Origin of the sequence: Coprococcus ammoniilyticus, from assembly GCF_025567345.1 — a bacterium.
In the GTDB taxonomy this organism is placed as follows: Bacteria; Bacillota; Clostridia; order Lachnospirales; family Lachnospiraceae; genus Coprococcus; species Coprococcus ammoniilyticus.
In genome coordinates this window covers 335,348-349,323 of the sequence record NZ_JAOQJS010000004.1, presented here as the reverse complement: position 1 = coordinate 349,323, position 13,976 = coordinate 335,348, and the positions used below count along the sequence as shown (strand labels likewise).

The 13,976-nt window shown below is 32.8% G+C and carries 14 protein-coding genes; 11 read left to right on the top strand and 3 right to left on the bottom strand.

The window, feature by feature from the left end; all coding sequences use genetic code 11:
- Positions 1 to 89 precede the first annotated feature (89 nt).
- The 4 genes from OCV60_RS07925 to OCV60_RS07910 all read left to right on the top strand — a co-directional run bounded on the left by OCV60_RS07925 (position 90) and on the right by OCV60_RS07910 (position 3,493).
- Complete coding sequence (locus OCV60_RS07925; protein ID WP_262529954.1) at positions 90 to 1,370, top strand: hypothetical protein; 1,281 nt, start codon at positions 90 to 92, stop codon at positions 1,368 to 1,370.
- A gap of 153 nt (positions 1,371 to 1,523) precedes the next feature.
- Positions 1,524 to 1,769 (top strand): hypothetical protein, encoded by a 246-nt coding sequence (locus OCV60_RS07920; RefSeq protein WP_262529953.1) that lies wholly within the window; start codon positions 1,524 to 1,526, stop codon positions 1,767 to 1,769.
- A 765-nt stretch (positions 1,770 to 2,534) separates the two neighbouring features.
- On the top strand, positions 2,535 to 2,747 hold the full coding sequence (locus tag OCV60_RS07915; protein WP_262529952.1) for a flagellar export protein FliJ: 213 nt from the start codon (positions 2,535 to 2,537) through the stop codon (positions 2,745 to 2,747).
- Between the two features lie 278 nt (positions 2,748 to 3,025).
- The gene (locus OCV60_RS07910) at positions 3,026 to 3,493 is read left to right on the top strand and encodes a hypothetical protein (protein WP_262529951.1); all 468 of its coding nucleotides are present in this window, start codon (positions 3,026 to 3,028) and stop codon (positions 3,491 to 3,493) included.
- Between the two features lie 16 nt (positions 3,494 to 3,509).
- Here the strand turns inward: OCV60_RS07910 and OCV60_RS07905 are convergent, their stop codons facing one another.
- The gene (locus tag OCV60_RS07905; RefSeq protein WP_262529950.1) at positions 3,510 to 3,674 is read right to left on the bottom strand and encodes a hypothetical protein; all 165 of its coding nucleotides are present in this window, start codon (positions 3,672 to 3,674) and stop codon (positions 3,510 to 3,512) included.
- A 158-nt stretch (positions 3,675 to 3,832) separates the two neighbouring features.
- Here OCV60_RS07905 and OCV60_RS07900 point away from each other — a divergent pair, with 158 nt between their 5' ends.
- From OCV60_RS07900 to OCV60_RS07890, 3 genes are all read left to right on the top strand, one after another.
- On the top strand, positions 3,833 to 4,723 hold the full coding sequence (locus OCV60_RS07900; RefSeq protein WP_262529949.1) for a hypothetical protein: 891 nt from the start codon (positions 3,833 to 3,835) through the stop codon (positions 4,721 to 4,723).
- Between the two features lies 1 nt (position 4,724).
- Complete coding sequence (locus OCV60_RS07895; protein ID WP_262529948.1) at positions 4,725 to 4,904, top strand: hypothetical protein; 180 nt, start codon at positions 4,725 to 4,727, stop codon at positions 4,902 to 4,904.
- Positions 4,905 to 5,089: 185 nt separating this feature from the next.
- Entirely contained in the window at positions 5,090 to 5,284 is a 195-nt protein-coding gene (locus OCV60_RS07890) for a hypothetical protein (RefSeq protein WP_262529947.1), read from the top strand.
- Between the two features lie 2 nt (positions 5,285 to 5,286).
- Here the strand turns inward: OCV60_RS07890 and OCV60_RS07885 are convergent, their stop codons facing one another.
- Both OCV60_RS07885 and OCV60_RS07880 read right to left on the bottom strand, forming a co-directional pair.
- The gene (locus tag OCV60_RS07885; RefSeq protein WP_262529946.1) at positions 5,287 to 5,454 is read right to left on the bottom strand and encodes a hypothetical protein; all 168 of its coding nucleotides are present in this window, start codon (positions 5,452 to 5,454) and stop codon (positions 5,287 to 5,289) included.
- 233 nt (positions 5,455 to 5,687) lie between these two features.
- A complete protein-coding gene (locus OCV60_RS07880; RefSeq protein ID WP_262529945.1) occupies positions 5,688 to 6,149 on the bottom strand; it encodes a hypothetical protein in 462 nt (153 codons plus the stop codon).
- Between the two features lie 137 nt (positions 6,150 to 6,286).
- Here OCV60_RS07880 and OCV60_RS07875 point away from each other — a divergent pair, with 137 nt between their 5' ends.
- The 4 genes from OCV60_RS07875 to OCV60_RS07860 all read left to right on the top strand — a co-directional run bounded on the left by OCV60_RS07875 (position 6,287) and on the right by OCV60_RS07860 (position 13,973).
- A complete protein-coding gene (locus tag OCV60_RS07875) occupies positions 6,287 to 6,478 on the top strand; it encodes a hypothetical protein (RefSeq protein ID WP_262529944.1) in 192 nt (63 codons plus the stop codon).
- A 121-nt stretch (positions 6,479 to 6,599) separates the two neighbouring features.
- Positions 6,600 to 7,343, top strand: coding sequence for a phage antirepressor KilAC domain-containing protein (locus OCV60_RS07870; RefSeq protein ID WP_262529943.1), 744 nt, complete (start codon positions 6,600 to 6,602; stop codon positions 7,341 to 7,343).
- A gap of 103 nt (positions 7,344 to 7,446) precedes the next feature.
- Complete coding sequence (locus OCV60_RS07865) at positions 7,447 to 13,611, top strand: hypothetical protein (protein ID WP_262529942.1); 6,165 nt, start codon at positions 7,447 to 7,449, stop codon at positions 13,609 to 13,611.
- 101 nt (positions 13,612 to 13,712) lie between these two features.
- Positions 13,713 to 13,973, top strand: a complete 261-nt coding sequence (locus OCV60_RS07860; protein ID WP_262529941.1) for a hypothetical protein — start codon at positions 13,713 to 13,715, stop codon at positions 13,971 to 13,973.
- Positions 13,974 to 13,976 lie beyond the last annotated feature (3 nt).

The following is a 13,976-nucleotide window of genomic DNA, read 5'->3' as shown; positions in this document are numbered from 1 at the left end:
ATTTACAAAAATCCTTAGACTTCTTTTTTAGTATGAGAAAGAAATACAAAAAAAGAAATAATTAGACTATTATAGGAGCAAATGACGTTATGAGAAAAATATTAACGAGTGAAATATTTGAAAACATGTTGAAAGATTATCATAATGGTATGTGTCTTGTGGATTTATCCAATAAATATGGTTTTCAAGAACAAACAATTCAAAAACATTTTAAATCAATTGGTATAACAATATTTAAAAGGAATGTGAAGAATTTTACAGAACAAGAAGTAAATCATATTATTGAAGATTATAAAAATGGAATGAAGCCATACGAACTCTCCATTAAATATCAAAGAAATTCTGCTACTATTATCGGGAAATTAAAGTCTTTAGGTGTTTATGTAAATTCTACATATCGATTCTCATTTGAAGACATAGAATTTTTAAAAGTACATTATCCAAAAGGTGACTGGACAGCAATAGAGAAAAGATTTCCTGATTTAACAAAGACATCTATTCATACTAAGATGTCTAAGCTTGGGATATCTCTTGATAATTATTTTTGGGACAAAAAAGACGAGGAATTATTAATAAAATGTTATTCTGAGTTATATGGCAACATTACAGACTTAATAAAGTTATTCGAATATAAATATACATATGCAGCAATTATATCTAAAGCAAGAAAACTCGGATTAAAAACACGAAATTTTTGGAGTAGTAACGAAATAGAAATTTTGAAAGAAAACTATTCGACTCATACTGTAGATGATATGAAAATATTATTGCCAAATCGTAGTCGAGATTCTATAATTGGACAAGCGAAAAAGTTAGGATTAACTAATAAGTCAAAGCTAGATGTCTGTTTTTCAGCTAAAGAAAAAATGTATATTGCTAATAATTTTAATAATATGTCAGACAAGGAAATTGGAAAGAAACTGCATCGTTCTTCTTCCGCTATTAATTGTTACCGCTTTAGAAACAGGTTGATGAAGACTTATGAAAAATCTAGTTATTTAGACTTATCTGAATATATCAGAAGAAATAATATCGAATGGAAAAAGAATTCTATGAAAAAATGTTCGTATAGGTGTGTTTTATCTGGAAAAAGATTTGATGATATACATCATATCTATGGGTTTAATTTGATTTTAAATGAAGCATTAGAGGTTTTAAATCTTGATGTAAAAGATAATATCAATAAATATTCTAAATTAGAATTGAAAAAGATTCTGTTAACGTTTAGAGAAATTCAATCTCATCATCCATTAGGTGTGTGTCTAACTAAAGAAATTCATATGAAGTTTCATGAAATCTATGGCTACGGTAACAACACGGAAGAACAATGGAATCATTTTGTAGAAAATTATAATAAAAAAGTAGCTTAATCAACTACTTATATAAATAATCAACAACTAGATAGATATTGCGAATCTATCTGAATATAATTGAAATATCGTTCTAACGCATTGAACGCTATTCTTTCCAACTACTCAACCTATGAAAAGATGCTTCAAGATTATACCGATGGAGAAGGGTCTATGCAAGAAGAAGCAGAAAAAACGGCTAATTCTTGGGAAGGTTCTTTGAATCGATTGTCCAACACTTTTGATAATGTGGTTGCGAATATTATTAATTCTGATGATGTTATTTCTGGTATTAACCTGTTTAACTCATTGATATCAGAAGTTGAGAAATTAACTGGTTCACTCAATCTACTAACCACTGCTGGATTAGCTGTTGGTGCTGTATTGGGTAAAAAAAAGCTGAATTATGCAAGTATATAATGTGCAAGATTATATACACATACAAATGTAGTAAGCAATATGTGCAAGGTTCAGAATATATCTCGTGCCAAGGTGAGAATCCCTGGGTAAAACACAAAGAACTTGTAATTAAACAAGGAAGATATATAAGTAAAATCAACTACAGATACTACACTGTAGACCTCTGATATGACTGTGCGTGAACTACGCAGTCTCTAAGATTCGTAAGGCTTAGACAAGGACTGGAATGGCTCGTGTGACTCGTAATGTAGCACGATGATCTAATCAGCAGAGAGGCGTACTGCCAACTAGGTAAGTGCCGCTCCCATCGACTACCAAGAGGGCGTAGGTTATAATAACCCACGAAGGTATAGTCAAACACCTATCATTGAGCGTGATAGTGAAAAAGTTCAACTGTAGCTATACAGTGCGAAAAAATAGTGAGTTATATTACTCTTCTACTGCTGACTTTGTAAAACAGAGTAGAAAAACAATAAAAAAGTGATACATATCAATGTTATCATATCGATGTACCACTTTTATCTTCCTCTTATGAGAATATTATATTCTTATGATATTCTGTAATAAATAATAATTGATCGACAAAGTTCGACTCATTTTGATAAAGACTGTAAGCGTATTATATATCATATTGGAATATTCTGGTAGAGAGAACATATATTCCAAGGAATCTCGATTTCTTGCAAATTTTGTCATACGAAAATCATTGAAAATCAAGGCTTTTTGAACTATACTATCTTCAAAAAGTTAGTCAGGAGGTCAATTATGGCAAGAGGACGCAAAAATCTCACATTAGATGAGCAATTAACAAAAATAACAACAGAAATTGAGAATATGGAAAATTCATTAAAAGAAATGAAAAAAGCAAAGAAAGAACTCGAAGAACAAATTCATCAGCAAAGACTTTCTGAGTTAGACGAGCTGATTCAGGAAAAAGGCTTGAGCTTTGATGAGTTAAAGGAAATGTTAAGCAAATAGTAATTATGCACAAAAAACTTTTCTTGTTTTGGTGACATTTTTTATGTGTTACAATATATAATATAAGTAAGAAATCAGAAATGGTTTCTAGTAAGTCGTGAGTAACGGCAAGAATATTACTCAATTGTATGTTTGTCTCCGTGAATGACGGGACTTAAATTTAGAATATCATTCAATTGTAAGTATATCTCCGTGGATAACGGGATGTAAAATTAGAATATTATCCAATTGTAAGTTAGAAAGAGCCAGAGATGGCTCTTTCTTTATAGGAGCAAAAGATGAGGTTAGTTAAAATATCTAATGAATTTTTCAATAAGTGTAGAGAAAACAACGTGCATAAGGAACTTATGTTTAATGAAGATGGTCGTCCAAGTGTTTTAATTGTAAAATTGAAGTATAAGGAACAATATCATAAGTTTGTTGTACCTCTTCGTTCAAATATATCACCCAAAACGCCAAAAGATCAATATTTTTCATTACCACCAAATTCAAAAACAAAGCCTCGTCATTCGCATGGAATACATTATATTAAATTGTTTCCAATTGATGACATGTATGTACAATCTTATTTGATAAGTGAATCATTTGATATATTGGTAAAGAAAATAATTGACGATAACGAATCAGATATAATACAATCTTGTCAGGAATATTTAAAACAATGTGAATCTGGTAATAAACATTTTATGACACCGGATATAGACGGAATAATTAATATGTTGAATACAAACAAAGACACCAATTAAGGTGTCTTTTATTGTACTACTCTTTTTCCAGTCCAGTGATATTAATTGACACTCCATTCTCAGATTCACGAAGCATAATCTTAACCCCATTTGAATATGTCCGTGTGATCACAACAAAGTCATCAAGTTTGATAATTTCACCAGAAACTGTAGTCCCTTCGGGATATGAAATTGTCATCATGTGTGCCTCCACTACCCTTTTGTGAATAAGTAATATGAATATTATATCATTCACATGGTAAAGAAATAGTTAAGAATTCTGAATGCGTACAAATGTTCTGATAGTATTATGTCTATTATTGGTATATAATGGGAAATAATACATTCAGGGGGAACAAAATGAGCGACAAGTTATTAACATGGATAGAAAATCATAAAAATGATGATGGAGCGTTAGTCCAATTTATTAGGTTAAGTTATTCTGTTGGACAAAAATCATATGTACATACTACTATATCTGCATTATTAGGAATTTTTGCTCCTATTTTATATGAAAAGGGGAAAAATATTCTATTTATTTTATTCTTAATTTTAATAATATTAGATGGCATTTATGCATATATATGTAATGCATATTCAAAAGAAGCTTATAAAAAAAGGAAATTTGCTCATGAAATTTTGTCAAATCAAAGTTCTTTATTAAAATCAATTACTGTTGAAATTGAAAATAATAATAATTGGAAGAGTAAGATTTTTAAAACTGTTTCCGATTTAGTTTGTGAAAAAATATATCAAAATTTTAAAGAAATTTTTAGATGCGACACAAGAGTATCTGTAGAGTATGTTTTTAATAAGAATTTTAAAAATGCAAAAAGCGAAAAACATATAAAAATGGTTAGTAGACGAAGTGGCAAAAGGTCAACTGTTAGGAAATCAGTGGAACTTGAAAAGAAAAGAAAATATTATGCATATAAAATATTTTTAAATGAAGAAGGCGGAGTTAATGTATTAGATACAACTGAGTTGAATGATAAAGATATATGGTATAAAAATCCTATGCATACAACAGATGTTAAAACATATATTGGTATTGCTGTTAAGGCATATGATAAAAACGATTTAAAGTTTATTTTACAAATTGATTTTTTAGATACTTTTGCTATCAATGGACATAATAGTAAAGCGGATATAAGAGACTTTGTAGAGAATTATTTAACTCCATATATTAATTTAATTCATGTCTCTTATTTGTTAAATTTAAACAATAAAAAAGAAATACCGGAGGTGTAATGTGTCAGCTAGGAGAAAAAAGAAAAGCATAAGCGTTAATGAAGAAATAATTAAAAATCAACCTAAAGAGTATACTATTGAAGAATTAATTGAATTGGGAGAAAAAAAGAATAAATTAAAATTAATGCCTACTTTATATAATAATAAAAAAAAGGTTGATCAAAAAGAGCAGGAAAGTTAATCTCCTGCTCTTTTGTTATGCTCATTCATTATTTTGAGGTCGGAAATGGTTCCCGACACACTCTGAAAAGAGTACCTGAGATGATGGATACACCGCCCATCCAAAATAATAATGATTTTATTTTATTTATCTTCTATTTTAGATCGAACGGAATAACTAGATTAATGAAACAGAGGTATATAAACATGAAAACATTGGAAGAAATTAAAAAAGAAATCCATACAATAAATCCAGATATCACAGATGCATTACTGGATCTATTGTATGAATATATGTTTACAAAACATTTAAACGGATATAAAAAAATTAATACAAATGATTTTCAAGACACTATTAATTATTTATTAAGTCCAATAAATTACGTAAAGGACGAGCACTAATTCTACTCGTCCTTTTTATCTTCTTGAGACATCTGAAGTGCTTGCGTTGTCATTTCTGCTATAAGATTAACTATATCTTTACTAAGGTTGGTAGTTAACTTGGTGCTTTTAAAATTAGAAATTAATTTTTCTTTTATCTCTTGGTTTTCTTTTGACAATTTTACTTTCATGATAAATCCTCCTCATTTGTATAAGATGATAATATATTATCATAATTTATACGCATAATACAGGTTAAACATATGTTTTGTGAAAAATTACCAAGATGTAATCTATTGTGATCATGAATATAAAAAATAGACATCCATACGTCAAATAATTATATGAATGCCTATATAACATTATTTCCAACTTGTTATTTTACATGATCGCTTGTGAATTGGCAATACTTATGGCACAAAAATTACCATTCACTCCCACAACTATTGCAGTGCCATTGTTTATGAACTTTTCGAGATAATATTCCAAACATTGCAACTGATCCTGCCTTGGCTAATCCTGATATTTTTTTGATATTGGTTGAGCCACATGTAGGGCATTTTGGAGTATTACTAACTGTAGTGGTATTGCTATTCTGTTGTTGAAGTTGCGTCTTAAATTGGGACATTTTTAATTGGAACTCGATTGGATCTTTTTGCTTAAGTTCATCCATTGCGAGAATAAATGATGTTTCACCGGAGATATCAAGGATTGTATTGAACTCAACAACATCTATTTCCATTTTCTTAGTTGGGTTACCACAAATCGGGCAAGTTGTTATTTCGGTATTGAATCGACCATTAAAGCATTCGGCACATCGGTTACTTCCTTCTGCTTTATCTATACCATGCTCATAACAATATTGACAAAATGTTATCTTATACACTATATCACCACCTTTTTTATTAGTATAACAAAATCATATATTGTATTCAATATAAATATCACTCATATCTTATATAAATGTATTGACATCTAACTTTTATAGTGTTATAGTTAATACTGTAACAAGGAGGTATAGAGATGTCAGATGTAAGAGAAGTATTTATTACTGCCGAAGTCTCTCGACAATTAGATATCACACCTGCATATCTTGTTAGAATGGCGAAAGCGTTGAAGTTACCCGAAACTGATTTTAGAGAAACTTCAAAAGGTAGCTATCTGTTTAATAAGAATGCGATAGATAAGATTAAGTCTAATTTAAAGAGAAAATAAAAAAACTCCTGCTATCTTTGGACGGATGCACAGGAGTTTCTACATATGGTAAGATGTTCTCTTACTCTTCTAGTCTACTATACTTTCAAAATTTTATCAATGAAATTTTGGAGGAATACAGATGAATGAAGTGTTAACAGTCATCCAAGAGACTGAGATTCTTGGGAAAAAGATTAAAGTATACGATAATATTGAAACACCATTGTTTCTTGCAAGTGATGTTGCTGATTGGATTGAACATTCACAGACTTCTAAAATGGTAAAATCTGTGGATGATGACGAAAAGCTGATGGGAACATTATTCCTATCAGGTCAGAACAGAGATGCTTGGTTTTTAACAGAAGATGGGTTGTATGAAGTGTGTATGCAGTCTCGCAAGCCTATCGCTAAAAAGATGAAAAAAGAGATTAAGAAGTATTTGAAATCAATTCGATTAACAGGTGCAGCAATACCTCATGGCAGAGAGCAGGAAATGGTAAATTACTACTTCTCTTCTCTCTCATCAGATTTACAAGGTAAAATAGTGAATGAATTAATAGAGAAGAATAAAGAGCTACAGACATTCTATGATGATTTGATGAATACTGAAGGATTAATGCAAATGAATACAGTTGCAAAAGAACTGGGAATTGGTGAATACACATTATTCGCTTACCTTCGTGGTAAAAAGGTTCTGTTCTATGATAAAGATATGGTGAATGTACCTTATGAGAGATTCAGAAAAGAAGGCAAATTTGCTGTAAAGGAAACACCTTGTCATGATGGAAAAATACGGTCTGTGACATATTCGACTAAAAAGGGATTAGATTACATAAGGAAACTATTGCGTAAAGATGGATATTATGATATACCGATTGTGTCATAATCATTAATAAAAATACTATATTACATTTTGAGAAGCCATTTACATTATTTGGATATAATGAGTACAAAGTGATTTATATTCTACGCTTGCAAACTATGATAATGTGAATGGTTTTTCATTTGGTAAAAATAATATTCAGCTAAATGATGACACGATTGGATTTTTAAACGATGAAAATTTAAACAATCCTAACAAACCACTTGACGATCTCATCAAAAAATACCCAAAAGCTACAGAAGGATCTATTACGTTTGCCAAGTCGGTTCGAGATGGTAATGTTTCTCTCAAAGAAGGTCAAACCTATCTACAAGCATATCAAAAGCAATTAAATCAGACTGGATTTAATTTAAAAAATATTGGCTCATCTATTAAAAATTTAGGCGGTAAGTTACTTGCAGGAACTATCAATGCTATTGGAGGCATGGTTATTGGTGCTGCTGCGTCATTAGTAGTTGAAGGCATTTCACAACTGTTTAAAGAATTCTCTGGAAAAGCCGAGGAAGAAGCTAAACAGAAAATATCTGAACTTGGTGAAACTGCCCGTAGTGAATTCAAATCTATCCAAGACGAAATGAACTCTACCGCTTCAAAGGTAAATGAAGTTAAAGATCGTTATGCAGAACTCGCACAGGGAGTCGGGAATCTTGGCAAAGCAACACAGAATCAGGGTTCATTATCCAACGATGATTATGAAGAATTCTTAAATATTAGTAATGATCTGGCTGATTTATTTCCTACTCTCACCAATGGATATACAGATAATGGAGATGCGATACTCGACTTAAATGGTGATGTACAGATAATTACCTCATCTCTTAATGGTTTAGTAGAAGCACAAAAAGCTGTTGCTGCACAGGATATGGCAAAACAGATGCCAGATATTTTTAAATCATATCGTCAGGATATGAACGATGATGTTAAGAAATACAACGAAGCATTAGAACAGCAAAAGAAAGCACAGGAAGCTATTGCTAAATTAGATGATAGTAATACTGGGGAATCATATATTACATATTTTGATGATCTGTCAGAGATGATGCAGAAACATCAGATGGATTATGATTCATGGATAAGCCAAACGGGTCATAATACTACTAATGTCAAATTAACCTCTGAAGAAAAAGAAAAATTCACTCAAATTTATCAAGACTATTATGAACAGTATCAAAAAACCATATCTGATTTAGAGACTAAAATTGATAATGAAAATAAATCATTTGGACAGTATGTAACACAGTCACTTTATAGTGATGCTACTTATCAGGATTTTGCCAAGAATAATTCTGTCAAACAAGGGATTGTAGATACAATTGTTTCTAATCTTGGTTATGATGACGAAACGGCTGATTATGGTACTGACTGGGATAAGATGTTCAAGGATAAAATACAGGATGATATTATCAATTCTATTGCCAGTATAGATGACACACGAGTTGTCGATGCTATGAACAAAGTCCTGAACGAAGATCTATCCAAAGCTGATTTTGACCGATATGCACAGATCATACAAGACTACGATACTGATCATACAGAAGTCGATTTCTCTTCATGGTTTAAACCAGATGATGCTGAAATTACAAAAACTGCACAGGAACAGAAAGACCGTATCTTGAGTGTGTTTGGAGACACAAGAGAAGGTGATAGACATGTTTTAAACAACTTTATCGATTCTCTCACTCCTGATAATCTGGATATACTGGACAAACTGTCTATAGATAAACAATCTACTGACCAGACTGCAAAAGAATATGTTGAATATCTTAAACAGAAAATTGAGGATTATATCAATTCGGATGAGCTAGATGCATCATTTAAAGCCGATCCTATTGACCCATTAAAGGATATTAAGGATTCATTCTCTGGTTTTGAAGATATCTATAATGAAATTGTATCTGGTTCAAGTGTAGCTGCTGATGCGATCGAGGGACTGAATGAAAAGTTTAGAGAACTTGATGGCGGTACTGCCCTTGAAGATTTTAAGGATACATTGACTTCTATGCCGGGGGATATATCTGCTGGTAAAGAAGCTTTGAATAAGCTCGCAACGGCATATATAGATAATTCTGACCTGATTAAAAACTTGACTGAAGACAATGCAGATTATGTAAAATCAGAACTTGAAAAAATCGGTGTTGTTAATGCCGATGAGGTTGTTAATAGTCGATTGGCAAGTTCAACAGATTGGTTGACACAAGCGCAGGAAAATCAGAGTGCTATTTTATCAAATCTGTCCACCAATATCAACGCAGCAACAGATGCTAAACGATATTCACAGTTAGCTTCGATTGATTTGCAGAATGCTACATTAGGAGATATTGCATCGTTAATTAATGAAGCAAACGCATCAGGACAAGACGCAACTGCATTACAGAATTATGCGATTCAGAAGGTCGCAGCAAATCAGTCATCTATTTGGACATCTGGTAGTATTCAGAACTTAGCGAAACTGGCTGACTCTTTAGAGGGTACAACTCGTTATATGGGCTTGTATCAAAGAATGAAAAATGCAACCAGTAGTCAGGAAGCTATTGAGATTGAAAAGGAATTAAATCATCAGGTTAAGGTTGCTATTAGTGCAAAAATGGCATCAGATGCACAAGTACAGTATAAAGCACCTAGTACGGTTAAGTCGTCAAATTCTGACAAAACAGGTTCGTCCGCCAAAAAGAAAACCCCACTTGAAAAACTTCAAGATTGGCTCTCTACTCTCTTCGACTGGATAGAAATCAAACTGGAACGTCAGACGGATAAGATCAGTAAATACATTTCTAAGGCTGAATCCCAGTTAGACGACAAGAAATATTCATCCTCTGCCAAAAATTACAACAATGCTATAGACGCAACAAATGTACAGGTTGGCTACGAGGAAACTGCTAGAGATAAATATTATACACAAGCAAGTCAAATTCTGGATAAAGCTGTAGCAGGTGAAGTTATCTCACAGAAAACAGCCGATGTCATTGCGACTCGTGTTGCGGATGGTAGCATGAATATTTCAGAATACTCAGATGAGATTCGGGAAGTTATCTCCGCTTATCAGGAATGGTATAACAAAGGCAAGGATGCTTCTGACGCATTAGAAGAACTGCACAAGAATATCCGCACCTATATTCAGGATCTGAAGGATGTTCGGGATAAACAGCGTGACGCTAAACTCGATTCCATTACAGGATATAATGATATTGCGACAAATACAGTAGCTAATTCAGCCAGAGCAAAGAATTCACAGCTTAATGCTTCTAACTCTTCGCTAGGCAAACAGAACGCAACATATCGTGACTATGTTCAAAATGTAACCCGTGATACAAATGGAGTAGCTGCATCGGCAAATGGCTCGGTTACTAATGCTATTAAAGGAACGAAAGATACTAAATATCGCACTGCTCTGTTGAATGCTCAGAAAGCGATTAAGAACAAGACTGCTGTATCTGATGCGGATTTATCTACAATCAGTGCACATTCTACTTATGTGTATAATCGGTTATATGCATACAATGTAGCTCTTGATAATGCTGAAACTGCTAGGATGGAATACGCAACAGCTTACTCTAGCAATTACACCGATGCGATTAAGAATATTACAGAGAAGTATAGTAACAAAGACGATGCCACAAATGTTACTATGGATTTGAATAGTTCGAAGTCTGACAATGCTGTTACAGCAAAGACTAAGAACAAATATCTTAATAAACAAGCTTCTGGCTATGATACAATTGCTAAGAATAATCAAGCTGAAATTGATCAATATGCTTCATCTGTAAAATCTGCAAGAAAGACTATGAATAAGTCTGCCACAGCAACAGCTTATAAAGGGTTGGGAAGCAAAGGTCAGAAAGCAGTATCAAATGTAATTGAAAAGGCACGTACACAGGCAAAATCTAAGAAACCAATTTCTGCATCATTAATATCTAAGATCACAGAATACTATAAAAAGGGATATATCTCTCGCTCTTTCTATGAATCGTGTATCCGCTATAATAATGCTCGTGAGTCATTAGACCAAACAAGAAAACAGGCTGAAATAGATAAGCAGACCGCTATTGCACAGAAAGCGGAATTGGCACAGCAGAAGTTCTCCAATATCTCAACAGAGATGGATAACAAACGTCATAAATATGAACAAACTGCTACAGAGTTAAATGCCAAAATGTCTTTATATGAGGAGCGTGGCAATGGAGCTTCTGCTAATTGGTATGTTCGTTTACAAAAGACCGAACAGAAAGAATACGATTCTCTTATAGAAAAACGTAAGAAACAGATTAAAGAATTAGACGACAGTGTGGCTAATGGAAGCATCAAAAAAGGAAGTACGGAATGGCATGATATGAAGTCGCAAATTGACGACACAACCAATTCCATTAATGATGCGAAAAAGGCACTTGCTGAATATAATAATCAGATTTTACAGGTACGTTGGGATCGTGTAGATGAATATGTTTCTAAGTTGCAGAATCTTACAACAGAGACTGACTTCGTTATCAATGAATTGTCTCGTAAGGATTTGACATCCGATAAGACTGGTGGCTTAACAAAAGAAGGTAACGCTGTTGCCGGATTACATGTATCTAACTACAAAGTCTACCAAACGGAAGCCAAAAAGTATCAGAGTGAAATTAAGAAGATTAATAAACAACTTGCGGACGATCCGTATAATCAAAAACTGATTGCCCACAAAGAAGAATTGGTTAAATCATATCAGGATGCAATTGCAGGGGCACAAGATGAAAAATATGCCGTGATTGATCTCATTGAAAATGGCTATACTTCACTCAGGAATCATATTTCTGATTTGATCGACCAATATAATGATCTTATTAGTTCTGAAAAGAATGCTTATGATTATGCAAACAATATTAGTGATAAGACTCAACAGATTGCTAATATCCGTAAGCAACTTCAGGCATATTCTGGTGATGTTTCTGAAGAAGCAAGAGCAAAAGTTCAGGAATTAAATGTTTCACTCAAAGATGCTGAGAAAGATCTCAAAGATACGCAGTTTGACCAGTATGTTTCTGCTACACAGGATATGCTCTCAGACTTCCAGGATGATTTGGACGAAAGTATCCAGAATATCATTGACACATTGGATGATAAATTCAAAGGTCTTATTGATACAATCAACGAGAATTGGTCAAGTGATAATAATGTCATTAACAAGACATTATCTACTATTGGTTATAGTGCTACAAAAGATGGACTTAAAATGTATGCTAATGGCGACATTACCAAGAATACAACGGATGCGGTTAATGGAGTTAGGATTTTCTTAGAAAAGGCATGGGCAAAGTATGATAAAACGGCTCATGATTCACAGACAACAAGTGAAAAAGAAAAAGAACTGAAACAGAAACAAGAACAGATAGATGCATTAAATCAGCAGATTAAAGCACTAAAAGAAGAAAAGGTAACATCAAAAGCACAGAAACAGGATGTTGCGAATCGCATTAAAAATTTACAAGATCAGATTAAAGAACTTGAAGGGAACAAATCTGGTAATTCTTCTGGTGGAACATCAGCTTATGGTGGTGGAAATGGCTCTGAAAACAAATCTACTTCAAAAACGACAAGTTCTGGAACAGATGCAGGTAAAAAGTTGTCAAAGTCCAGGGTACGTGAGATTCAGAATTTCATAAATAGCAGTTTAATTAATCCTGCCAAGGGTAAAAAAATATCTGATTATGATGCTTTTAATCAAGCTATATGGAAATCGTATGGTGGTAAAACTGGTAAGATTTTGTCAAAGGAAGCATTACAACATCTTGCCAACTTGACTGGTTACGCATTCTCAAATAAAGCTACTTCGCCATTCTGGCAGACACTTCACAAATCTGGTATTAAAGGATTCAGACGTGGTTCAGAGAGTATTCCTTATGATATGATTGCTAATCTCGGTGAAGATGGCACAGAGTTACAGTATGATGTGTCTAAGGGTGTACTGAAATCTGTTGGTCAGAATGATATGATATTCACTGCTGAACAGGCTAAAACATTGATGGATTTTGCAAAGAATCCTATGATGTTTAGTAATATGTATACTGGTAATGCATTTAGAATGCCAAATATGCCTGTTACTAATCGAACGGATAATGACATCAATATCACTATTGGTGATGTAAACTTAGAGGGAGTACAGAATCCACAGCAGTTTGCTAGTTCTATGAAGGACGCTATTAAAAATAATACGGGTGGAGTTCGTAATATGATTAAAGATACTACAGTAGGATCTTTATCACCTAATCACAACTCACTTGGAATACGGAAATATTAAAAATTAAATATTAACATAGTAACAGGGAGGAATGTCACAATTCCTCTCTTTTATTATGCTTATTTTCTCATCAAAACACATTAAATCGGAGGTGGATATTTGTGAGATATAAATCATCCAAGACAAAGAAAATCGAAAAATTAAAGGCAGAAAATGAAGAATTGCGTAAGTATATACGGGAAAATAATGTGCGAAAATTCGCTACACAGATCGAAGCTACTCTCGTAGCGAAGGAAGAATATGAAGACTTATTAGATGAGTGTAAACAGCTCAAGACTGACTACGAACACATGATAAATGAATTACAACTTGACGCAAATGAATATCACGAACAGATGAATCAAGAAATGGATAATAAATAAAAT